This window comes from Sporosarcina cascadiensis (genome assembly GCF_009650995.1).
Taxonomy (GTDB): Bacteria; Bacillota; Bacilli; order Bacillales_A; family Planococcaceae; genus Sporosarcina; species Sporosarcina cascadiensis.
Window position 1 is genome coordinate 12,667 of the sequence record NZ_WHVV01000001.1, and the last position, 23,139, is coordinate 35,805.

21 protein-coding genes are annotated in these 23,139 nt (G+C 44.8%); 5 read left to right on the plus strand and 16 right to left on the minus strand.

Translation table 11 applies throughout. The annotated features are described in order from the left end of the window. The first annotated feature begins 79 nt into the window (after positions 1-79). Entirely contained in the window at positions 80-778 is a 699-nt protein-coding gene (ric, locus tag GDZ68_RS00060) for an iron-sulfur cluster repair di-iron protein (protein WP_153720235.1), read from the plus strand. Between the two features lie 116 nt (positions 779-894). Here ric and GDZ68_RS00065 read toward each other — a convergent pair whose 3' ends face one another. Then, entirely contained in the window at positions 895-3,159 is a 2,265-nt protein-coding gene (locus tag GDZ68_RS00065) for a DEAD/DEAH box helicase (protein ID WP_153720236.1), read from the minus strand. Beyond that, positions 3,152-3,529: a YppE family protein gene (locus GDZ68_RS00070; RefSeq protein ID WP_153720237.1), complete on the minus strand. Its 378-nt coding sequence runs from the start codon at positions 3,527-3,529 to the stop codon at positions 3,152-3,154. Before GDZ68_RS00070 ends, GDZ68_RS00065 begins: the two co-directional genes overlap by 8 nt. Positions 3,530-3,716: 187 nt before the next feature. Here GDZ68_RS00070 and recU point away from each other — a divergent pair, with 187 nt between their 5' ends. Beyond that, a complete protein-coding gene (gene recU, locus GDZ68_RS00075) occupies positions 3,717-4,358 on the plus strand; it encodes a Holliday junction resolvase RecU (RefSeq protein WP_153720238.1) in 642 nt (213 codons plus the stop codon). After that, positions 4,355-7,057, plus strand: a complete 2,703-nt coding sequence (locus GDZ68_RS00080; RefSeq protein WP_153720239.1) for a transglycosylase domain-containing protein — start codon at positions 4,355-4,357, stop codon at positions 7,055-7,057. The genes recU and GDZ68_RS00080 overlap by 4 nt, the downstream gene beginning before the upstream one ends. A 291-nt stretch (positions 7,058-7,348) precedes the next feature. On the opposite strand, the gene GDZ68_RS00085 is transcribed toward GDZ68_RS00080, so the two are convergent. The 6 genes from GDZ68_RS00085 to dinG form a co-directional block, all read right to left on the minus strand. Further along, positions 7,349-7,684, minus strand: a complete 336-nt coding sequence (locus tag GDZ68_RS00085) for a YpoC family protein (protein ID WP_153720240.1) — start codon at positions 7,682-7,684, stop codon at positions 7,349-7,351. Further along, positions 7,681-8,328: an endonuclease III gene (gene nth, locus GDZ68_RS00090; RefSeq protein WP_153720241.1), complete on the minus strand. Its 648-nt coding sequence runs from the start codon at positions 8,326-8,328 to the stop codon at positions 7,681-7,683. The genes GDZ68_RS00085 and nth overlap by 4 nt, the downstream gene beginning before the upstream one ends. An 8-nt stretch (positions 8,329-8,336) precedes the next feature. Then, the gene (locus tag GDZ68_RS00095; RefSeq protein ID WP_153720242.1) at positions 8,337-9,047 is read right to left on the minus strand and encodes a DnaD domain-containing protein; all 711 of its coding nucleotides are present in this window, start codon (positions 9,045-9,047) and stop codon (positions 8,337-8,339) included. A 61-nt stretch (positions 9,048-9,108) separates the two neighbouring features. After that, complete coding sequence (locus GDZ68_RS00100; RefSeq protein ID WP_153720243.1) at positions 9,109-10,302, minus strand: pyridoxal phosphate-dependent aminotransferase; 1,194 nt, start codon at positions 10,300-10,302, stop codon at positions 9,109-9,111. Between the two features lie 37 nt (positions 10,303-10,339). Next, positions 10,340-10,819, minus strand: a complete 480-nt coding sequence (locus tag GDZ68_RS00105) for a cell wall elongation regulator TseB-like domain-containing protein (RefSeq protein WP_153720244.1) — start codon at positions 10,817-10,819, stop codon at positions 10,340-10,342. A 484-nt stretch (positions 10,820-11,303) separates the two neighbouring features. Further along, a complete protein-coding gene (gene dinG, locus GDZ68_RS00110; protein WP_153720245.1) occupies positions 11,304-14,078 on the minus strand; it encodes an ATP-dependent DNA helicase DinG in 2,775 nt (924 codons plus the stop codon). A gap of 277 nt (positions 14,079-14,355) precedes the next feature. Between dinG and GDZ68_RS00115 the strand changes: the two genes are divergently transcribed. Together GDZ68_RS00115 and GDZ68_RS00120 are read left to right on the plus strand one after the other, a co-directional pair. Then, complete coding sequence (locus tag GDZ68_RS00115; protein ID WP_153720246.1) at positions 14,356-14,634, plus strand: AbrB/MazE/SpoVT family DNA-binding domain-containing protein; 279 nt, start codon at positions 14,356-14,358, stop codon at positions 14,632-14,634. Further along, positions 14,634-14,960 carry a type II toxin-antitoxin system PemK/MazF family toxin gene (locus tag GDZ68_RS00120; RefSeq protein WP_153720247.1) on the plus strand — a complete coding sequence of 109 codons (327 nt, stop codon included), beginning with the start codon at positions 14,634-14,636 and terminating at the stop codon, positions 14,958-14,960. The genes GDZ68_RS00115 and GDZ68_RS00120 overlap by 1 nt, the downstream gene beginning before the upstream one ends. Before the next feature lie 732 nt (positions 14,961-15,692). Here the strand turns inward: GDZ68_RS00120 and GDZ68_RS00125 are convergent. The 8 genes from GDZ68_RS00125 to bshA form a co-directional block, all read right to left on the minus strand. After that, the gene (locus GDZ68_RS00125) at positions 15,693-16,547 is read right to left on the minus strand and encodes an AAA family ATPase (RefSeq protein WP_153720248.1); all 855 of its coding nucleotides are present in this window, start codon (positions 16,545-16,547) and stop codon (positions 15,693-15,695) included. A gap of 113 nt (positions 16,548-16,660) precedes the next feature. Further along, complete coding sequence (locus tag GDZ68_RS00130) at positions 16,661-17,140, minus strand: GNAT family N-acetyltransferase (protein ID WP_153720249.1); 480 nt, start codon at positions 17,138-17,140, stop codon at positions 16,661-16,663. 361 nt (positions 17,141-17,501) lie between these two features. After that, complete coding sequence (panD, locus tag GDZ68_RS00135) at positions 17,502-17,885, minus strand: aspartate 1-decarboxylase (protein ID WP_153720250.1); 384 nt, start codon at positions 17,883-17,885, stop codon at positions 17,502-17,504. After that, the gene (panC, locus tag GDZ68_RS00140) at positions 17,882-18,760 is read right to left on the minus strand and encodes a pantoate--beta-alanine ligase (RefSeq protein ID WP_330583155.1); all 879 of its coding nucleotides are present in this window, start codon (positions 18,758-18,760) and stop codon (positions 17,882-17,884) included. Before panC ends, panD begins: the two co-directional genes overlap by 4 nt. Next, positions 18,757-19,596: a 3-methyl-2-oxobutanoate hydroxymethyltransferase gene (gene panB, locus GDZ68_RS00145; RefSeq protein WP_153720251.1), complete on the minus strand. Its 840-nt coding sequence runs from the start codon at positions 19,594-19,596 to the stop codon at positions 18,757-18,759. The genes panC and panB overlap by 4 nt, the downstream gene beginning before the upstream one ends. Positions 19,597-19,840: 244 nt before the next feature. Beyond that, positions 19,841-20,824, minus strand: a complete 984-nt coding sequence (locus GDZ68_RS00150; RefSeq protein WP_153720252.1) for a biotin--[acetyl-CoA-carboxylase] ligase — start codon at positions 20,822-20,824, stop codon at positions 19,841-19,843. Next, positions 20,802-21,992 carry a CCA tRNA nucleotidyltransferase gene (locus GDZ68_RS00155; protein ID WP_153720253.1) on the minus strand — a complete coding sequence of 397 codons (1,191 nt, stop codon included), beginning with the start codon at positions 21,990-21,992 and terminating at the stop codon, positions 20,802-20,804. Before GDZ68_RS00155 ends, GDZ68_RS00150 begins: the two co-directional genes overlap by 23 nt. Continuing rightward, positions 21,989-23,128, minus strand: coding sequence for an N-acetyl-alpha-D-glucosaminyl L-malate synthase BshA (bshA, locus tag GDZ68_RS00160; RefSeq protein ID WP_153720254.1), 1,140 nt, complete (start codon positions 23,126-23,128; stop codon positions 21,989-21,991). The genes GDZ68_RS00155 and bshA overlap by 4 nt, the downstream gene beginning before the upstream one ends. Positions 23,129-23,139 lie beyond the last annotated feature (11 nt).

The following is a 23,139-nucleotide window of genomic DNA, read 5'->3' on the forward strand; positions in this document are numbered from 1 at the left end:
CCCTACTATCCCACTCACTAAGGATTCCGTATGATAGATATGAGAACAGTTATCAATTACATTCATAGGAGGAGTTCATATGTCACAAATAACGCTCGACCTCAATGTCTCTGAAATTGTCACGATGTTACCTCAAAGCGCCGACCTGTTTCGAAACCTTCGTATCGATTACTGCTGCGGCGGAAAAATATCACTAAAGGAAGCAGCCGAACAACGCGGGCTGGATCCTCACAATGTCTTAACAGATGTGCATGAAATCGAAAAGAAAAAAGAATTGCATCAGCAAATGGAACCTTCAGACTTTGGCGACAAAACGCTTGTCACATACATACAAGAGAAATATCATGCCGGACTGCGTGAAGAATTGCCGCTGCTTGCCCCCTATGTCACAAAAGTCGCGCGCGTTCACGGAGACACACAGCCCCACCTGCTGCGCATCCAGGAGATCTTTAAATTACTGCGTGCGGAGCTGATCGATCATACAGACGATGAAGATCAAAACGTTTTTCCGCTTATTCTTGAGTTTTTGGAAAATCCCACAGCTGAATTGAAGGAGCAGCTGGAGCCGCATGTCACGGAGCTTGAAAATGAACACGACAGTGCAGGACGGCTTCTTCATGAACTGAGAGAAATCACAAATAACTTTACACCTCCAAAAGAAGCCTGCGGAACGTACCGTCTCGTCTACGCACGCCTCGAGGAGTTCGAAAAAGACACTTTCACTCATGTTCATTTGGAAAACAATGTGCTGTTTGAGCGGGTACAGAAAGCAATGTGATGATCGGCCCTCTGTTATTGAAGTTAAACCAAAAAAGACTGCAGTACTCTGATCTTGAGTATGCAGTCTTTTTTTTATATTAATTTAGATGTAAGCAATTTTTTAAACTTTCGCCATTAGCCCGCTAAATCCCTTAACAACTGCTCGGCATTCGACTTATTCTCCGTCTGCCCTGCTTCCTGCGCACCAACACAAACCGGGCATCCGTACTCGCAGCGGCACTCGGCCACATGTTCCGCCGCCATTGTCAGCAGCTCGTTCCAGCTGCCGTAAATTTTTTCGCTCAGACCGATTCCGCCGGGGTAGCTGTCATAGATGAAAAATGTCGGCTTAAGTGTGTGGATGGCTTTCACCTGTGGCACGACATGGATATCACTGCGGTCGCATTTGATGAAAAGCGGGATCAGTGACTGAATCGTATAAGCCGCCGCACTCATGGCGTCTGTCAGGCCGGCTTTGTCCCATCCTTCCGGTACATCGAATGCCATCCAGGTGCCTGATGTATGCAGCTCTTCTGCAGGCAGTGATATCGGGCCTGATCCAATATTGTCGTGGGTGTCAAACTTAATCTTCTTAAATATCGTCGGGATTGCGAGCACTGCCAAATCGCCGTATGCCCATGAACGTTCTTCTACGTCCATTTTCTTATCCTCACTGATTACTTTCAATTCCACTGCGAGATTGGCATCGGTGAAATAGTCAACGTCCACTACTGTGACGTAGGCTTTCTTCTCTTCCCAATCCAGTTTCTCGACCTGATATTGCGTTCCTTGATGCAGATAGATCGCTTCTTCGTGCAGCAAGGTCATGGCACTGAAGCGGTCCATTTCTCCAATGACACGGGTTTCTTTCGGGAATGTCTGATCAATAATGATAACATTTTCCTGAGATGCCGAACGCAGACTGATCTCTCCTGCAGGGAAACGGTCCGTCATCCAGTGCCATTTATCCGAAGTTTGCAGCAGTACGCCTTCGCTCTGGAGAAATGCCAGCAAGTCCTGCACTTCAAATTCACCGTACGTCTCCGTTGAACTGAATGGCAGTTCGAATGAAGCACACTTCAGATGGTCCATTAAAATCAGCATATTATCAGGATGAATATGGATCTCTTCCGGCTGCTGTCCGAGCAGATATGACGGATGCTTGATGATGTACTGATCAAGCGGCATGGATTGCGCTACATAGATGATGAGCGCGTCTTCCTGGCGTCTGCCCGCTCTTCCCGCCTGTTGCAGTGCACTCGCGATATTGCCGGGGTACCCTGTCATGATGCATGCCTGCAGCTGACCGATATCGATTCCTAGTTCCAGTGCATTTGTGCTGACGACGGTTCGGATCTGACCGTTTTTCAGTCCACTTTCAATCTTCCTGCGTTCAGACGGCAGATAACCGCCGCGATACCCCATCACCGTCTCATCAAACAACTTCTTTTTTGTCAGTTCCTTCATATAAGTAACGAGCATTTCTACTCGGACACGGCTGCGCGCGAAAATGATCGTCTGGATATGTTCCTGATAAAGAAACGCACCGAGATCACGGACTTCCAGCACAGCACTTCTCCGAATTCCAAACACATCATGGACAATCGGCGGATTATAGAATACAAAATGTTTCTTTCCGCGGGGTGCACCGTTTTTGTCAATCAGCACCATTTTTTTATTCGTCAGATTCTCTGATAATTCTTTTGCGTTGGAAATTGTCGCAGAAGTACAGATGAAAATCGGATCGCTGCCGTAGAATCGGCAAATCCGCTGCAGTCTGCGCATAACGTGCGCGACATGGCTCCCGAACACGCCTTTATAGGTGTGCAGCTCATCGACTACAATATATTTCAAGTTCTCAAATAATGAAATCCACTTCGTATGATGCGGCAATATGGCGGAATGCAGCATATCGGGATTGGTCAGAATGATATGCCCTGACTTCCGTACTTTCGAACGCAAACCCGGTGCCGTATCGCCGTCATATGTATGACTCAAAATCTTCTCGCCGCTCGCTTCGATTAAATCATGCAGATCCGCCAGCTGATCCTGCGCCAATGCTTTCGTCGGAAACAGATAAAGCGCGCGCGAAGACGGATTATCCAGAATCGACTGCAGCACCGGCAAATGATAACAAAGTGATTTTCCCGAAGCTGTCGGTGTGATAGCAGTAATCGAGTTGCCTTCACGCACCGCATCGAACGCCTGACGTTGATGGCTGTAAAGCTGTGTAATTCCCTTATCTGCCAGTGCCTGCCGAATGGAAGGATGCAGCTCAGGCGGGAAATCGGCCACAACTGCCTGCTGTTCTTTCTGCGTCTCAATATAAGAAATATTCGGACCGAAACGTGCATCGTTAAACAACTGCTGAATCAGGTCAGGAATATGCAGTTTACTCATTCGGCTGTTCCTCACTTTTTTCATTGACAAGGGCAGTTAAAACGGTTTGCAGCGTATAACGGGCTGCATTAATAGATAAGATGAACCGCTTCTTGCCCGTCGCTTTATAAAAAGACTGCACGACGAACTGTGTCATGGCATCTTTTGTCGAATCGACTTGAACAGCATGTACATATTTTGGCTTTGCTTTACTGATCCACTCTTTCATTTCAGCGGCCCAGTCGGCAATCGCCTGGTGACTGAGGTCTGCGTACGGTTTCACCTCTGCAAAAAACTCGGGGTCGTGATCCGTTTCTCTCATTGTATAAAAACGCTCTTCACATTCATCACAAATGGCGAGCAATTTGTTTGTATCCTCTGCTAGACTCATTGTAAAAACTCCTTCTTCATTCGTTCACTGACTTCATTTTATCAGAAAAGCTTCTGTCTCTCCACTTTCTGCGAACAAACATTCCAAAACCATCTAAGAACCCATCCATGTCAGACCTGTGAAACTTTCTTTTTAGTAACTCGTCAAATAACGTGTATGGTATGATTGAGAGTACGAGGTGGTCAATTTGGCAATTCGTTATCCAAACGGAAAAAAGTACACCCCTGCCGTATCTGCAATTAAAAAGAAAACTCATGACTATTCATTCAGCAATCGGGGTAAGTCATTAGAGGATGAGTTAAACGATACAAATGAATACTACCTGGCCCACAGACTGGCCGTCATCCATAAAAAACCGGTGCCGATACAAATTGTCAATGTGCGGTATCCCGCAAGGAGTGCTGCAGTCATTACAGAAGCTTATTTCCGCACCCCTTCCACAACCGACTATAATGGCGTGTGGAACGGTTATTACATGGATTTCGAAGCAAAAGAGACGAAAAATAAAACCTCTCTGCCTCTGCAAAACATTCATTTGCATCAAGTAGAACATATGAAACAAGTGATCGATCAATCGGGACTGGCTTTTTTCATTGTCAATTTCAGCTCGCTTGGCCGCTATTTCTTACTGCCGTTTGATGTATTTCTTCCTTTATGGAAGCGAATGGAAGACGGCGGCAGGAAGTCGATCACGCTTGGCGAAATTGAAGAATGTTCAATTGAGATTGAAACTGGTTACCAGCCCAGACTGGACTATTTACAGGCGGTTCAGCAGTGGATACAGCAAAAAAGACTAGATTTAGATAGTGAAAGGCAGGAAGAAATATGAGTGACAATATAAACTCGAGAACGGCCAGAAGGAAACAGCAGGAGTCGCAGCAGAAAAAGAAGCCGCGCAAAAAGACACCAAAAGGTATTTTCAAGAAAATCATTATGGGAATCCTCATTTTAGGTCTCGTTATCTTGGTGGGCGGCGCTTCACTGTTCGCCTTTTATGCAAGTTCAGCACCAGATTTAGATGAAGAATTACTGAAAGATCCTTTGACATCCAACTTCCTCGATGCAAACGGGGAGATTTTCCTGAAATTCGGTGCAGAAAAACGCGATTATGTACCGTATGATGAAATTCCTGAACAAATGAAAGACGCCATTCTGGCTACAGAAGACGTACGTTTCTTCGAGCATGGCGGCATGGATTTCTATCGGTTGGGCGGCGCAGTGCTAGGCAATTTGCGCGGCGGCTTTGGGTCTCAGGGTGCTTCCACTCTGACCCAGCAAGTTATTAAGAATTCCTTCCTTAATAAAGAGAAAACTCTTAAACGGAAATCTCAGGAAGCATGGCTTGCCTTCAAATTAGAGAGAGAATACACGAAAGAAGAAATCTTTGAAATGTATTTCAATAAAGTGCTGATGTCCGGTAATCGTTATGGTTTCGGTACTGGCGCCAGCTACTTCTTCGGCAAAAAACTGAATGAGCTGGAACTGCCTGAAATGGCCATGCTTGCAGGAATGCCGCAGTATCCGAATGGCTATAATCCTTTTAAACACCCGGAGCGTGCAGAAAAACGACGCAATCTCGTACTGACGCTTATGCACAGACATGAGAAAATCACAAAAGAAGAAATGGAAGCTGCAAAAAAAGTTCCTATTACATCTACCCTCTTAGCAGAAGAAGAACGGGAATCGAATGGAAAATACCCGGCTTATGTAGATGCGGTGCTAGATGAACTGGAAGCGGCAGGCTACTCAGATTTATTGGCAGAAGGCATCACTGTGCATACTTCATTGGATCCGAAAGTCCAGGAAACCGTTGAAGCGGCGATAGATGACCCGAGCTATTATGAATCAGAAAAAATGCAGGCCGGTATGACAGTGCTTGACACGGAAACAAGTGCCATCGTTGCCATTGGCGGCGGACGGGAATATGCCGGACGCAACATGAACTTCGCGGAGCAGAAGCGTGCACCCGGATCCAGCATTAAACCGATTCTATCCTACGGTCCAGCAATTGAATTTATGGACTGGTCTACAGGACAGAAAGTGGTCGATGAACCTTATAAATACAAAGGCAGCAACCAGTCGATCAACAATTCAGACGGACGTTTCCTCGGCACTCTGACTATGCGTGAAGCATTGTATTATTCACGGAACATCCCGGCTGTTAAAACATTTGAAGAAGTCGGGGCAAAGAAAGCAGAAGGATTCGCTGCAGGACTCGGACTAACGTACAAAGACATTAGTTCGTCTAACGCATTAGGCGGCGGCGACGAATTCTCCACTATTCAGATGGCTGGTGCGTATGCAGCGTTTGGTAATGGCGGAATCTATACAAAACCGCATGCCGTGTCAAAAATTACGATGCGTGACGGCAAGACGGAGAGAAATTTACGTCCAGACCCTGTGACAGCGATGAAGGATTCAACAGCTTATATGATTACCGATGTGCTGCGTGAGGTTCTTTCATCAAAAGGGACGGCACCGAATGCAGCAATCAGCGGAATGGATATTGCCGGCAAGACCGGGACAACCAACTATTCAGCAAAAACGATGAAGGAACACAATATGAAAAGCACAGATGTTCCTGACACGTGGTTTACCGGCTATACAACGGAATATACGATATCTACATGGGGCGGATATGCAGACTATGTAACACCTATTTCGACCTATGATAAAGGCCGCCATGTACCGCAGAAATTATTCCGCACAGTTATGGGCAGTATCGCAAGCAATCCGGGACAATTTAAACAGCCTGACTCCGTCGAAGAAGCGACAATTGTCAAAGGCAGTGACCCGATTGTTCTGGCCAGTTCATTTTCATCAGGCGCGGTAAGCTCTGAGCTATTTGTTAAAGGCACGCTGCCTGCTCAGCAGGAAATACCTGAGACGATTACATTGCCGAGCCCTACCGATTTGACTGCTCAGTTCGATGCAGACGCCAACACAGTAGAACTTCAATGGAATTATGACGCACCCGACGAATTTGATGATCTCGGGGATCCTCAGTTCAGCGTCAATGTTTCGATTGACGGCGGTGCGGCGCAAAACATCACGACCACTTCCGATGACCAGGCTGTATTCTCAGGCGCCGAACTAGGAAGAAGCTATACATTCTCCGTCAGTGCCAGCATGGGCGGTTACACGAGCGGCGCCACTTCGGTTACATTGTCTATTGAAGGCGCTGATGATCAGGAAGTGGAGCAGCCGGAACCGGACGATCAAGAGAATAATGATGACGGCAGCGATGATCCAAATGACGGCGAAGAAAATAATGATGGGAATCAGAATGAAAATTCCGATCCAAATAATCAAGGAAACCAGAATAATCAAGGTCAGGATCAAGGACAAGATAATCAAAACAACCAAGGCAATGAAAACGGCCAAAATAATCAAGGAAATCAAAATAATCAAGGCAACCAGAATAACCAGGGACAAGGGAATCAAGGCGGTCAGGGGCAAGGCCAGGGACAAGGCAGCAGCCCAAGCATTTCGACCCCTAACTCGTCCCAGTCCAATAGCAACAATTAAAGAAAGAGGATGTTCGAGAAGTCATTTTCACCTGACTTCCGAACATCCTCTTATTTTTGCTTTGAAATGGAGATAGGTACGGCGGATTGCCGGTTTGACTCGTTCATTGCCGTGATTGGCTCGGTTCAGCAACCGTAACGCTCGGTTGTGAGGCGTTTTGGCGCGCTGCATTAGATTATAGGTGCGGGCATTCTGACTTTTGGTTCGCTTCTGCTTCCTTCGCCTGCCAAGTCTCTTCTACAAAAAAGGACTGATCCAGAAGACCAATCATCTTCAAGTTCAGTCCTGATTTTATTTCTGCACACGCAGGCGCGCAGCTTTCTTTTTGACTTCCTCATAGAGCATCGTTAATTGAATCAGCGCATAGTGGCTCGTATTTTGAAGCTTAATAAAATCCAGTCTTTCTGTATAGTTATTCGGCTCCAGCACAAAGTGCATTTTGCCCGTAAACTTATTTTCTTCCATTCCGCTTCTCTCGATCAGCTGTTCAAGCGGTTCAATCGCTGACTGCAGTAGATCCAGTCTCTCCGGTGTATGGGAAGCATAGGCCGCTTCGAGATCAGGTCTCAGCCTGTCCCATTCTATTAATAGCTGTTTCACTGAGTCTTTTACATGCTGCTGATTCATTTATCCTTCATCCTTTTCTGGCCTTCTCTGCACAAATACAGTAGCGGACATTCAGGACAGTTCGGATTTTGCGCTTTGCAATGATAGCGGCCGAAGAAAATCACCTGATGATGTGTCTGTGTCCACTTCTCCATTGGAGTCCAGCGCATGATTTTTTCTTCCACATCAATCGGACGGTCTTTCCAGCGGTTCATCCCCAGCCGTTTGGCCACACGTTCGACATGTGTATCGACTGCCAGTGCCGGCACTCCAAACGCATTCGAGACGACTACATTCGCTGTTTTGCGCCCGACACCCGGCAGCGTCATCATCACATCGCGGCTCGGCGGCACTTCGCCTCCATACTCCTCAATTAATAGCTCACTCAGTGCTTTAATATTTTTTGATTTGTTGCGCCACAGACCGATTGAACGAATATCCTGCTGCAGCTCCTCTATGGACACGAGTACATAATCTTCCGGTCCTTTATATTTCTGAAATAAATCGGCAGTGACACGATTTACCAGGACGTCTGTACATTGTGCCGATAATAGTGTCGCAATCAGTAATTCAAACGGATTTTTATGAATAAGTTCACAATGAGCATCCGGAAACATCTCTTCGAAAGTTTGCAGGCAGACTTGCCATTGTGTTTTTGTCAACATAGTATCTCCTACTCCCGTTCCTCGAGCCAATTATAGAAAGGTACGCGCTTAACCGGATTTTCCGGTGCCTGATTGACGGCGACAGCAGCAACCGGACGAAAAGCCTGTGTCTGCCTTTCCACGTCTTTCATCGTCTGGACATTTTTCTTTTTCCATTCAAATAAAATCCGGTCAATATAACGCAAGCTCATTTTCTGAGCTAACACAGCTTCTCGTAAGGCTGCTCGTATAATTTCTGCGGTATGGCCATCTTTATCGATCCACATAGCAATCGTTTCACATTCCATCGGAGATAAAAACCGTCCAAATTCCTGTTCGAATAATGAATAGACTTCTCCTTCTTCATTCTGACTCTGCTTCTCCTGCTTGACGGCTTGCTGCTGAACCAGCAACTCTGCCAGCCGGTTCCATAATGGCAACAGTGAAAAACGTTCATGAAGCACCGCTCTTTCATCCGTGCTCTGATCGATCGCAAACAATCCTTTTTGCATGAGACGCTGCAGACTTTCCGTGATTTCCTTTTCACTCAGCTGCATGCGGCCGGCAATATCCACAGGTGTTGGAAAATAATTTCCATCTTCTTGAAACGACAAAATCTGCAATACGACCATGGCATCACTGTCAGAAATCAGCAGTTGCCGGTAATGTTGAAAAAAGAGCTGGGAAATAGATACATTTCCCTGCTCAATCCAAATTTTCAGCCGTTCATCTTGCTGCATAGTTGAAACTTCCTCTCATCAGCAAATGAAAATTTGCTTCTGTACTTTCCAAGGCATGCTGTCAGGCTTTCCAATGATCTTTCACAAACTGCGCAATACGGTCGACGCCTTTTTCCAGCTGATCGATCGATGTTGCATAGGATAATCGGATCGTAGTGGCAGATCCGAAACCAGATCCCGGAATAACCGCCACTTTTGCTTCCGTCAATAAAGCTGTTGCAAAATCATCCACCGTATCATACCCTGTATGCTTCATTGCCTCCGCGACATCAGGCAGGAAGTAAAAAGCGCCTTCCGGTTTCAGCACATGGAATCCGGGGATCGCATCGAGTTTTGGATAGATTTGATTCATGCGTAATTCAAAATCTTTGCGCATGACTTCTACTGCATCCTGAGGCCCATTGTATGCCTCGAGTGCTGCATATTGTGACGTGGTGGCAGGATTGGATGTAGAGTGACTTGCTAAATTCGTCATAGCGCCGACTACTTCTGCATCTCCTGCAATATAGCCGATCCGCCAGCCAGTCATCGAGTGAGACTTCGATACACCATTAATAATGAACGTGCGCTCTTTCGCGTCAGCAGACAGCTGTGCGATTGACACATGTTCTTTGCCGTCATAAACAAGCTTTTCGTAAATTTCGTCTGAAATGATCCAGATATCTTTTTCACGGCACACATCTGCGATCGCCTGTAATTCTTCTTTTGTATAAATCATTCCTGTCGGGTTGCCCGGTGAGTTAATGATTACCGCTTTGGTCTTCTCCGTCACGGCTTGACCGATTTGTTCCGCTGTTACTTTGAATTGCTCCGCCGCTGTTCCTTCGATGAATACCGGAACACCTTCTGCTAATTTCACTTGCTCGGGATAACTGACCCAGTACGGTGACGGAATGATAATTTCATCGTCTTTGTCAAGAAGTACCTGGAACAGCGTGAACAGCACATGCTTCGCTCCTACGCCGACCAGTATTTCTTTACGCTCATACGTCAATCCCTGATCTCTCTTCAATTTGCCAATTATCGCATCTTTTAATACCGGAAGTCCGCCGGATGGAGTATATTTTGTCTTGCCATCTTTCATCGATTGATACGCTGCACCTATAATGTTTTTAGGTGTGTTGTAGTCAGGTTCGCCTGCTCCCAATCCGACTACATCGATGCCCGATTCTTTCATTTCTTTTGCTTTCGCAGTAATCGCCAATGTTGTAGATGGTGCTAACGTTTTTACTCTAGATGCCAATTGTTTTCTCAAATTGTCCGCTCCCCTTTAATCCTGATTCCATTCTCATCTATAAATTCATAATCCGCTTCCGCCACTCGCCATCCGTAAAGTTCAGATAAACGTAATTCAAGCTGTCATCTTCCCCGATATACGCCACTTCCCAGAATAAGTTCTCTTTTTCCTGTCCAAGTGATGAATGAAGAATCTTCTTGACTTTGTCCTCTTTTTTTACGATGTCTGCAGCTTCTTGCTTTGTAATACCTTTTTTGGGTGTAACACTGCGAATGACTTTACCTGCCTGTTCATCCACTAACAAAATTTTGTCTTTCCCTTCTTCATCTATTCCATAAACTGAAACCAATGAAGCAGTGCCATGATATACATCTGCGCGGTCGACCGTTTGGAGCTTTCCTTCCTGACGGGCAAGATCGATTGCTGCATCACGTGAAGAAGCAAATGGTTTTTCCGCCTGATAGAAGACAATGATCGTAATCGTGACAAAAAGGGTTAGTAAAAAGACGGATAAAAACCTAATCCAATTGAGCATATGCAGCCCTTCCTATCGATATAATACGTAATTTTTAATACCTTTTTCGTAGTTTTTCTTAATTTAGATATTCAGTGCCTGTCGAGACTAAACGACGCTTTCCGCTTTTATTTTATCCAGCTACAAGCGGCTAGAGGCTCGGGTCATAAGTCAAAGCTGCTGTGCGGCACAGAACGCCGCTTCGCATCTTCGTCTTATGCCTGCCGCCTCTGGACAGCCGCTTTCCGCTTTTATTTTATCCAGCTGCAAGCGCCAGTCTCTCGGGTCACTTCAGATTTGACGAAAAGGTGCAAAGGGCGCACCTTTGTCGACAAACCCTCCAGTGCCTGTCGAGACTAAACGGCGCTTTCCGCTTTTATTCTATCCAGCTCCAAGCGCCAGTCTCTCGGGTCGTTTTGGGACTTAAAGATAAAGGCAAAGTGCGCCTTTATTTTTAAGCCCTCCAACGCCTGTCGAGACTAAACAGCGCTTTCCGCTTTTATTATCATGAATCATTATAGCAATTTTCTATCTCGTTCACCAGAGTCTCTAAGGATACTTTTTTTACAAAAGATTTTGGCAGCGCTTCTAAGAAGTTTCTGCCATAGGATTTTGTTTCGATCCGGCGGTCCAGGATGATAAAGAATCCTTTCTCGTCTGATGAACGGATCAGTCTGCCGAAACCTTGGCGGAAACGGAGTATCGCTTCCGGCAGTCCCAGGTGAGTGAATGCATTTTTCTTATTCTCCTGCAAAAGGGCAGCGCGGGCTTTATACAGCGGCTCTTCAGGCGAAGTAAATGGGAGACGGACGATGACGACCGCCGACAATTCGTCGCTCGGCACATCGACTCCTTCCCAGAAGCTTGTCGTGCCGAATAAAATGGCTTTTTCCTGCTGTTTGAATGTCTTCAGCAATTTGTGGCGGCTTCCTGAGCTGACGCCTTGTGCAATCAGCATATAATCTTCCTGCAGGGAACCGCTGTCGAGAATTTCTTCATATGTTTTTTTCAGCATATCATGTGACAGGAATAAAGCAAAAACACGTCCGTCTATCGCAACAGCCGTCTGAATCAGTGAATCCGCGACCGCTGCAATATACTCTTCATTCGTCACTTGCTGTATGTCAGGCATATCTTCCACAATAAATGTATGGGCGCCTGCATAAAAGTTTTCCGGTGCATCAAACGTATAAAGCGGAACGGTATCGGAAACACCGAGCTGGTCCAGCACAAACCGTTCGTCCTTGCCTGCTGTTAACGTGCCGGATGTCCAAATGACTCCTGCTTCGCCTTCCAGCCGGTCCAAGAAGGTACGGACAACGGAACCGGCATAGATCGGACTTTTTTTGATCTGCAAACTTCCCGGGAGACTTCTGCTGTCTTTCTCCATCCAGACTGTTGTGTTTCTCTGTGATTCATCCAAGAACAGCTCCACCCATTCCCCCGCCTTGATTTTCATTTCATTGATCCAGTACAGCCACTCATTTACCTCGGCCTGTTCATGGAACGTCAATTCATTTGGCACTTTCTCTAAAGGAGAAATATAATTTTCCGCCTGCGAAATATAGTTATTCATTTTTCGCAGGACCGTTCGAAAACTGTCTGGCTGCGGCAATTGTTTCTGCAGCGTCTCTACTGTACGTGTTGTACGCTGATTCCCATGTTTTGCACTCGCGTTCATCAAAACAATCATCGAATCGTCAAAAGCCAGAATAAATTCTTCATACGATTGTTGCAGTTTTTCAGTGGCGTATTTGTGATTGAAATGAAATCGTAATAAGATCTCCTGTATATCAAACAACAGCTGCCCGTTGCTGAATGAGTTCAGCTGGCTCATGACATATTTCCAATTTGTGTAGGAGAAGACTTGCTCATGTGTGCGAATCGCCGCTTGATACAGCTGATGCGCTTCATCCGCAATGAGTCCGCCGATTGACTGAAACAACGGATCGTTTCGCTCTTTGTCATTCATCAGCATCGAATGATTGGTCACGACAATCATCGACTGCTTGCTCCGCGCCACAATCCGCGAATAAAAATCCGCAGTCCGTTCATCTTCCTTCAAATAAGCGGAGCGTCTGCGAATTCTGTCGATGAACAGCTGTCCGCCCCCTGAGACATTAACTTCATCGACATCACCTGTCTTTGTCTCTGTCAGCCAGACAAGCAGCTGCATGATCGTCATGGAATCATCATAGACTTCATCGGTAAACCGCAATAATTCTTCAAATTTCCCCAATGAAATATAATTTGCCATTCCTTTGATGACAGTAGTCGGTATAGGCAGTTGTAAAGCTTTTTCCAGCTGTTCTACTTCTTCGGCTAACTTATCTACCAAATGATTCGTGTACGTGCTGATGACTACCGGCTTTCTCGTAATCGATGCCTGCAGTACAGCTGGAATCAAATAGCCAATGGTCTTTCCGACTCCTGTCGGTATTTCAACAGCCACTTGTTTCTTTTCAGCGAAAGCCCGCCAAGTTAGATCCATCAGTTCAGCCTGACCTCTTCTGACATGAAACCTCGGACTGATCATCTGCAGCAGCTGTTCTTTTTCTTCATCAGTGGATGGGAAATCCATTGATGCAGCGGTGTATTCGACTGTTTCTTTCATTCTCAGGTATGGAATCCCCCGGAACAACGCAAAGTCTCTGGTTGTTTCTCTGCCCTGTGCCGCGCGCAACTCGTCGTAAAATAGCGTAGACAGATCAGATTTGAGTGCAAATGAACGCTCATGGAGACGATTCAGCGTTTCTTTAGGCAGCGTATTAATCTTCGCTATCGCCTGCAATAAAAATCTGGCTGTCGCTTCCGCATCGTCATCCGCCCGGTGTGCCTGCTGGAGTGAAATTTGGAGAGCTTCCGCAATATCCTGCAAGCGATAACTCGGCAGCGTCGGATACAATATTTTCGCAAGCTCTACTGTATCAATTTTCTGGCCGTGCCATTTTGAAACGCCGCAGCGCACGAGTTCTTTTTGCAAAAAGGACACGTCAAAGTCTGTATTGTGCGCGACAAATACGCATCCCGCCAATAAGTCCGCTACTTCCTGTGCAATTTCTTCAAACGGAGGCGCGTCTGCTACGTCTTGGTCACCGATTGATGTTAAGTGGTGAATGAATGGCGGTATCGCACGCCCGGGGTGCACGTAACGCATATATGTATCGGTAATTTGATTGTTTTCAATAAAGACAATTGCAATCTGTATGATTCGGTCGCCCTTAGAAGGTGAATGACCTGTGGTTTCCAGATCCACAACTGCGTATTTGCTTGTAGACATCCCATCATCCACTTCCTGTTTTGGTTTCTCTAGCAAATTGTATCATACTTAGAGCACCTACTCACGTCCCGCCTTCATCAAAAAAGAAACCCATCTGCGAATGGGTTTCTTTAAATGTGTTAGAAAATTTGCCATATTCACTTCCTTTTCGTTGTCTAAGTGTTAGTAAATATACTGGACAGGATACTTAACTCCTTTTGTTTTTTGCAATATCAAGTATCAATTTTGCGCCTCATGTATATACTATGTGTATACGCAATAGAATTGAGGTGTTATAATGGAATCAGATAATGAAAAAGGAGTGAAAACCATGACAGTTGAAACTACCGTTCAAAAATGGGGAAACAGTTTGGCAGTTCGTATTCCTAGTGCATTTGCTGAAAGATTGGCAATTCATCAAGGCTCCAAAATCGAAATAAATGTAGTGAATGACCGAGAAATCTCATTAATCCCAAAAAAGAAAGTTCCGGTATTGGAAGAATTATTAGCGGAAATCACACCCGAAAATCGTCATACAGAAATTAATTTTGGAACAGAAGGGAATGAATTAATTTAATGACAGTACCTGAACGAGGAGATTTAGTTTACGCTCAATTCAACCCACAAGCAGGACACGAACAGGCTGGTCATCGACCTGGCATTGTCCTATCGCCACAAACCTTTAACGATGTAACAGGATTTGCAGTCATCTGTCCAATCACAAACCAAGTCAAAGGTTATCCTTTCGAAGTAGCCTTGCCATCCGGCTTGGCTATTTCGGGAGCTGTTTTGACAGATCAGGTTAAGAGTTTGGACTGGAGATCCCGCAATTTTCAAGTGAAAGACAAAGCACCGCAAGAAACTACCGATGAATGTTTATCTCTAATACATACTTTTTTATGAAAAGTCTTTCCTTATAAGAAGGCTTTTTTGCTAGGTTGTTTGGTAAATGACGTTATCAAAGAAGTCTTTTCATAAACCTGACAGATTTAGATTCTGCTAAATTCGGAAATATTTAATTCAATCACTCAACAAGAAAAAACTGCCATGTAAAGGCAGCAGATTGTTCAATTAAAGCGCCCTTTTGATTACATAAATGCGGCTCGTATATAAATTGCCAAGTAATATATGACAGGTAGGAGTGTTATAACAACCCCTAAAAGCCTAGATCGCTTCTTGAACTGCAATACAAATCCAATTACCCACAAAACAAACAATAACATGAAGTACCATCTGTACATTGATGTGTCAGTCTCCGCAATTCCTGGTCCGCTCATCCACAGCGATAATAACAAAACAAATACCCCTGAAATAGCATTCCATAAATGCCTAACTATTGTTTTACCCATTTCCCCACTCCTTGCTTTGTTTGCTATCACCCTATTCATCCAAATGGCCCGATTACGATATAGATACATTTGTAATACGGCGATAAAAAAATCATAAGTATCAATAACTTCCTCTTTGATTATTAGCACTTTTAAACATGGATACAATACCTTTGCCTGCAAGTAGTTCATCATCATAACTAGGCAATACATGAAAATGAGCGTTGAATATATGCTGTCCTCCAACCTCGTCACAATTCCACCCTAGGTTGTATCCTGAGGTTGATATTTTTTATTCATCAGAACCTCAAAACATCTCCTTATGTTTATTGAAAAATTCATAATATGTACGGACGTTTTCTAATTCTGTCCAACGTCGCACCTTGACAGGGTTCTCATCCAGATTGTAAATTTTCGCCTCTTTCATGGACAGTAAAAATGGTGAATGCGTTGATATGATAAACTGACAGCCAAAAAAACGGGCAGAGTCTTCAATAAACTTCATCAATTCCATTTGACGTTTTGGAGAAAGACTATTTTCAGGCTCATCTAAAATATAAAGCCCATTGTCGCCAATTTTTTCAGTGAAATACAGGAATGCACTTTCCCCATTCGAATATTCTTTCACGTTGTCCATCAATTCATTTCTCACAAAGCGAGATTGTGTTTTACTTCTGGCTGCGTTAACTTTCTTTAACTGCTCATAATCCCCCATGGACTTCATTTGAAAATGGGCGTACTTCACTTCCAAATATTCCTCGAAGATTTCTTCCCGTTTTTGATCAATTCCTTGGTTGAGATTCCGGATATTCAACATATAGTCAAATACATCATCACTCGTTATAATCCGGCTATTTTCAGGAATATCCGCTTTAAGTTGCATTTCGCACATATTGACATAATCAGGGTAGAAATTAGATTTATTATAGACAGAATCACGTTTGATTCCAGTTTTTTCTGCCATCACATTCAACGCTGTACTCTTTCCTGAACCATTTCCACCATATAAAATCGTCACTGGCTCAAAAACAATCGTTGCAAAATCATTTCTTGATAAAATTTTAAATGGATAAAATGAGTCATAGCATGTTCTTTTTATCTTCATGAAAAAGTCAAATTCCATTCCCTCATTTGGAAATGAAAAGCCATGTAAGTAAACCATAATCCCCTCCACACATATAGTTTGATAGTAACAACGCAGTCAGTTTGCGTATTGCTGCTGCTCTTTTTTCAAGAAAAAGCGCCCTTTTGCGGTATACTGACAACTAGCTATAATTACTCGGAAACCAACTTTTTGGTCATTTGAAAATTAGGTAATGTAATCCCCTTGCGTACTACGTTTTGGGATCTTATTATCTGATACCCGCGACGCTCAAAAAATGACTTAGCCGTTACACTTGCTTCTGTATAAATTTCCGAGAGCCTAATTTTCCTTGCTAGGGATTCGAGCTTATTTACTAAAACTGTTGCAATTCCTTGTCCCTGAAAATCCTTATGAGTATAGAGTCTATCCAGGTACCCATTATGTGTCATATCGCCAAAACCGACAATTTTACCGTTTATTTCAGCAACATAAGTGACGTTATTACTTAAAGACTTATTCCAACTTTCCAATTTTGCCTCAATCTCATCTTTTGGTGCCCAAGCATTAAGTTGTTCTATTGAATAATCTGCTGCGTTTACTGAATGTATTGTTTCATAAAATATGGAAACAACCTGATTAATATCAGAACCTTGAAACTCTCTAATCCTCATAAATTCTGTATCTCCCTGTTACATTGTGCAACAATATGGCCCTGATTGTTTAATAAGCCGTCCTCTTATAATCTATTTTAGCACAAAATGCTTTGTTCTCTTCGACGTTTTCAATTGATTCAAAATTGCTTTCAAGGAATCCATTCCACCCACCAATTAACAAGCATATTAACTACGTAATTAGCAGTGGCGCATAAATTTATGTGCTGTTGTTAATTCGTCTGCCGATTCTAACGCGGTTTACTATCGATAATCGTCTTAAACATTGATATAACAACAAAAATGGGGACACCAATTCATAAGCGAATTGCGTCCCCAATTGCTATGTTTTTTAACGTTTTCTCCCTGTGTGCCGGCAGTCTTAAAATATTGCCACACCAGGTTTTTCAGTGATGAGTTCTTTAATGCGGTTCTGCTTGTCCATGATCAGAACGTTCGGCTGGTGTGTGCGCGCTTCTTCGTCGGACAAGTAGACATAATTCAAAATGATGACGATATCTCCTGGTTGTACCAGGCGGGCTGCTGCGCCGTTTACACAGATAACGCCGCTCCCTCTTTCGCCTTCAATAATATAGGTTTCAAAGCGTGCTCCGTTGTTATTATTGACGATCTGTACCTTTTCATTTGGCAGCATGCCTGCAGCATCCAACAGATCGCGGTCAATTGTAATACTGCCTACATAGTTCAGATTGGCTTCTGTTACAGTCGCGCGGTGGATTTTCCCATTCATCATCATTCTAATCATTTTCTCTCATCCTTTATTGTTGACATAATAATATTATCGATTAACCTTGTGGAAGAAAATTTAACGGCAGCTGCGATAATTACCTCATCTGCATCGCTGAAGTCTTCATCCAGAGAAGGATAGGCTAATGCTTTGACGTAATCAATCGTACCTGAAGTATGATTCTCAATTGCTGAACTAACGATTTTCTCAATTTCACTAAGCGGCACACCTTCATAATAACTTTTCTTGCCGCTTGCCAACGCACGGTTAATCGCACTTGCTTCTTTTCGTTCCTGCTCTGTCAGGCGGACGTTGCGCGAACTTTTCGCCATGCCGTCTTCTTCACGCACTGTTTCGACACGATTAATCGCTGTTCGCAAATTAAAGTCCCGTACAAATGTCTCAATTATCGCCAATTGCTGTGCATCTTTCATTCCGAAGTAGGACTCATCAGGATCGACGATATTGAACAGTTTCAGCAAAACTTTCAGAACTCCGTCGAAATGTCCCGGTCTGCTCGCGCCGCAGAGCTGTTCAGCCTGCGTTCCCGGTAAAATCCGTATCGAGCTGTCATGCGGATACATTTCTTCAACGGACGGAATGAATAAATAATCCACCCCTGCTGCCGCCGCCAATTCCGCATCGCGCTGCTCATCACGCGGATAGGCCTCATAGTCCTCCCCGGGTCCGAATTGTGCAGGATTGACGAAAATACTCATGACAACTACATCATGCTCTCTTCTTGCCTGGCCGGCCAGCGCAAGATGTCCTTCATGAAGGAAACCCATTGTCGGCACGAAACCGACTGTCCTGCCCTCACGCTGCCGCGGGTTTAAGATATTCTGCAGCTCCGCTACCGAGCGTACGATTTGCATAGTCGCATTTGCATTCATAGTTTCTTTCCTCCGTACAGGGCATCCAGCTCTTCTTCTTTCATTGTGAAGCGATGGCTTTCTGAAGGGAAAGAACCGTTTTTCACTGCCAGATTATAGAGTTTGATTGCTCCTTCAATATCTTTGCCAATATCTGCATAGCTTTCTACAAATTTCGGCAGATTATGATTGCCGTAGCGCACCATATCGTGAAAAACAAGAACCTGACCGTCTGTTTCTGCGCCCGCACCGATACCGATCAGCGGAATCGATACAGCAGCTGCCACTTCTTTCGCCAATTGGAACGGAATACATTCAACGACAATCATGAATGCCCCTGCCGCTTCACAAGCCTTGGCATCATCAATTAACTGCTGTGCAGCTGCAGCTGTTTTCCCTTGCACTTTATAGCCGCCCGTTACGCCCGCTGACTGAGGAAGCAGTCCCAGATGTGCACAGACTGGAATTCCTGCTGTTGTCAGCAGACGAATCTTGTCGATCACTTCGCCGCTGCCTTCCACTTTCACTGCATTCGCAGAAGTTTCCTGGAATAGACGCAGCGCCTGCTGAAGCGTTTGGTCCGCCGAACCGTGATACGTCCCAAAAGGCATATCCACGATGACAAACGTATCTTTTGCCCCCCGGCGTACTGCTTTTCCGTGGTGAATCATTTCGTCAAGTGTCACGAGTGCTGTCGAATCATATCCTAATACGACCATTCCCAATGAATCACCGACCAGCAGGACATCTACGCCTGCCTGCTCTGCAATTTGTGCTGTCGGAAAATCATATGCCGTCAGCATGCTGATTTTTTCCCCGACTGCTTTCATTTTTGAAAAATCTGTTGTAGTTTTCACTGTTCATCTTCTCCTTTTGGAATGATTTCAGCGGGTATTCTTGTCCATTATCACAAAAATAAAACCCTGCTGATCCATAATTGGACAGAAGGGTTGTGTAAGCATTAGTCAATGCATCCTCCGTCCCTGTCTTTTCAGATCAAGGCAGATCTAGTTGCTATTTCAATTCATGTACAGGTGCAGCTCTTCATCGATACCGCCCTTCGATGTATACTATATCAAAACAGTAAGATTCTGTATAGTTTTAATTCTTAATTTCTATGTCAGCAGAATAAATTCCCCGCACCGTTCCGTCATCGAGCTTCAATTCCAGCATACCCTCTGATGAAATACCAAGCGCAGTTCCTTCAACCGTTTCATTGACCATACGGGCAGTAATTCGCTTACCTGTGATCGTTGCATAACTTTCCCACAATAATTTTATGGGCGCAAAGCCTTTTTCTACATAGAGTGTTGTGTAGTGCTCCAGATATTGCAGTATTTTTGCCACCAACTTCGCCCGGTCTATATGTATGCCTGTTTCAATTTTCAATGAAGTGGCAATCGCCTGCAGCTCATCCGGGAAATCTTTCGGCTCCTGATTGGCGTTCAATCCTATTCCGAGGATAATCGCTTTTACACGGTCGGGATCTGCCTGCAGCTCCGTCAAAATACCGGTCACTTTCTTGCCGTTAAGTAAAATATCGTTAGGCCATTTAATGACAGGCTGAATTTCCGCCACATCTTCTATCGCCCGGACGATTGCAACTGCTGCAACAAGAGTCAGCTGGGGTGCTTGCTGCGGCGCCAGTTTGGGACGAATGATCAGACTCATCCAGATACCGCGCCCGGCGTTTGAAGCCCAGGGCCGCGCGAGGCGTCCTTTTCCGGCCGTTTGTTCTTCAGAAATAATCAGCGTGCCGTCCACTGCTCCGCCCTGTGCTTTCTCATGTGCTATCGTCTGAGTTGTCGGGCATGTGGAGAAATGTTGGATATGACATCCATAGCGCTCCGTCTGCAGATATGTACTGATGTTCGCGGCATTCACCAAATCCGGTGCCTGAATTAAAAAATAACCCTTTTTACGCATCGAACCGATTTCATAGCCCTCTTCTTCTAACTCTTTAATATATTTCCATATTGCCGTGCGGGACAGCCCAAATTCATCGGCTATGTCCTGGCCTGATACCGGCTCGCCTTGAGCAGCAAATAATCTTTTCAATAACTCATTCTTTACGGGAGATTTCATAGACAAACCATTCCTTTATCGCCTGCGCGTCATTTTCAATCAGTCTGCATACAACCGCTTCTTCAATGATTCGTATCCACTCACTCGTCCATTTTCCGCCGCGTCTGCCTGACCACTCCAATAAATCTGTTCCAGTAAATGCCAGTTCAGACCGCTGCTGGATCGGTAATTGCTGCTTTCGTGCAGCTAATTCTTCCACTGGCTCCACTTTTTCATTGGGATATCGCGATAAATGGATCATTTCGGTGATTTCCAATACATCGAGCGGAAAATCATACAGGTCGAGCTCTTCGAATAAATGTTTTTTTCGTTTTGCCGAAGCTTCCTCAAACTGTTTCAAAAAACGTTTGTCTTCATTGGAAAGCTTAAACTGTCGGGCAAGCTCTGAAGCATTACTTTCACTCAGCGCAAGTATTGCAGCCCAGCCGTGACGGACACTTCGGAAAGGAGCATACTCGTCCAGTCTTTCGAATGAAGAAAACAGCTCTGGAAACAGTTCTGGAAGTTTTATTTCTCTGCTGAATTGGAATGCAGCAGACGGATTTTGGCCTGTTAACAGCTTATCCATTTCCGTTTTAATCCGCTCTCTGGCGATGTGACGCAATTCATATGCCATTTTCTTCATCGCATCCAGTGTTTCCTGCTCAATCCGGAAATCGAGTACGGAAGTAAAACGCAGCGCACGAAAAATCCGCAAAGCATCTTCACTGAAACGTTCGGCAGGATTCCCAACACAGCGAATGAACCGGTCTTCCAAATCTTGCAGTCCACCGAAAAGGTCGATCAATTCACCATCCAGTGTCATCGCCAGTGCATTGATCGTAAAATCACGACGCTGCAGATCTTCTTTCAGCGAAGTGACATAGAAGACTCCCTCTGGCCGCCGGTGATCACTGTACGTGCCTTCTGTCCTGAATGTTGTGACCTCGATCGGTTCGCCTTCCAATATGACTAACACCGTTCCATGTGCGATGCCGATATCAACTGTATGGCCGAATACCTCTTTTACTTGTTCGGGCAAGGCTGACGTTGCGATATCGATATCGGCAGGTTCTTTGCCCAGTGCAAAGTCACGTACAGCCCCTCCGACAAATACTGCTTCGTAACCAGCAGCCGCCAATTGCCTGACGACACTCCGGCTCGCTGACGATCCAAAAGAAGTTTTCATTTTATCTCCGCCACTTCTTCATATAATGCTTCGTACTGTGACACAATATGTTCTGAACTGAATTGTTCTTGCACAGTTTGGACAGCATGCTGTTTCATTTGTCTGCGCAGCTCCTCATCCGTCAGTAAACGCGACACTCTTTCCGCAACCGCCTGTACATCACCCAGTTCAACAAGATAGCCATTATGTCCGTCCTTCACAACTTCCGGGATGCCGCCAATCGCAGTGGCAACAGCCGGCACACCGCACGCAAAGCCTTCGAGAAGCACAAGTCCGAATGCTTCTTTCTCGGAAAGCAGCAGCATGACATCGCTGAGGGATAATAATTCGGGGAGATCATCGCGCTTGCCGAGGAACAGGATATCGTCCTGCAGTCCCGTCGTCTCCACATACTTTTCCAAATCAAATTTCTCAGGACCTTCACCGACAAGCAGCAGCTTGACATCATGCTGCTCGCGGATTAGCTCGAAGCTTTTGATGATATCCGGAATTCGTTTGACTTTACGGAAGTTCGAAATATGGATCAGTACGTTTTCGTCAGCCGTAATTCCGAGTTCTTCACGCAGCGAAGTTGTTTCGCGCGGATAGTATTTATCTTCATCAATAAAATTGTAAATGGTTTGGATAGCAGTTTTTGGATGCAGCAGTTCGATCGTTTCATTTTGTAATGAATGTGAAACTGCAGTAACACGGTCCGATTTATTAATGCCATAGGATAAAGTATTTTTTAAATTAGGATCATAGCCAAGAATTGTCACATCTGTTCCATGCAGTGTGGTGATAATTCCGATTGTGGATTCCGCCATATCCTTCGCTAAAACCGCAGATATCGCGTGCGGTACTGCGTAATGTACATGCAAAAGATCCAGGTCCTCCGACTCGATGATTTGCGCTATGCGGTTAGCCAGTGCAATATCATACGGCGGGTATTTGAAAACAGCATATCCTTCGATTGTCACTTCATGAAAATGGATATTCGGATGCGCATCAAGAAACCGAAATGGTTTGCTGGATGTGATGTAATGCATTTCATGTCCTCTGTCTGCCATTTTCAAGCCCAATTCAGTTGCGACAACACCCGACCCGCCCAATGAAGGATAACAGATGACCCCTACTTTTAATTTATGCTGTTGCATATGCTCTACCG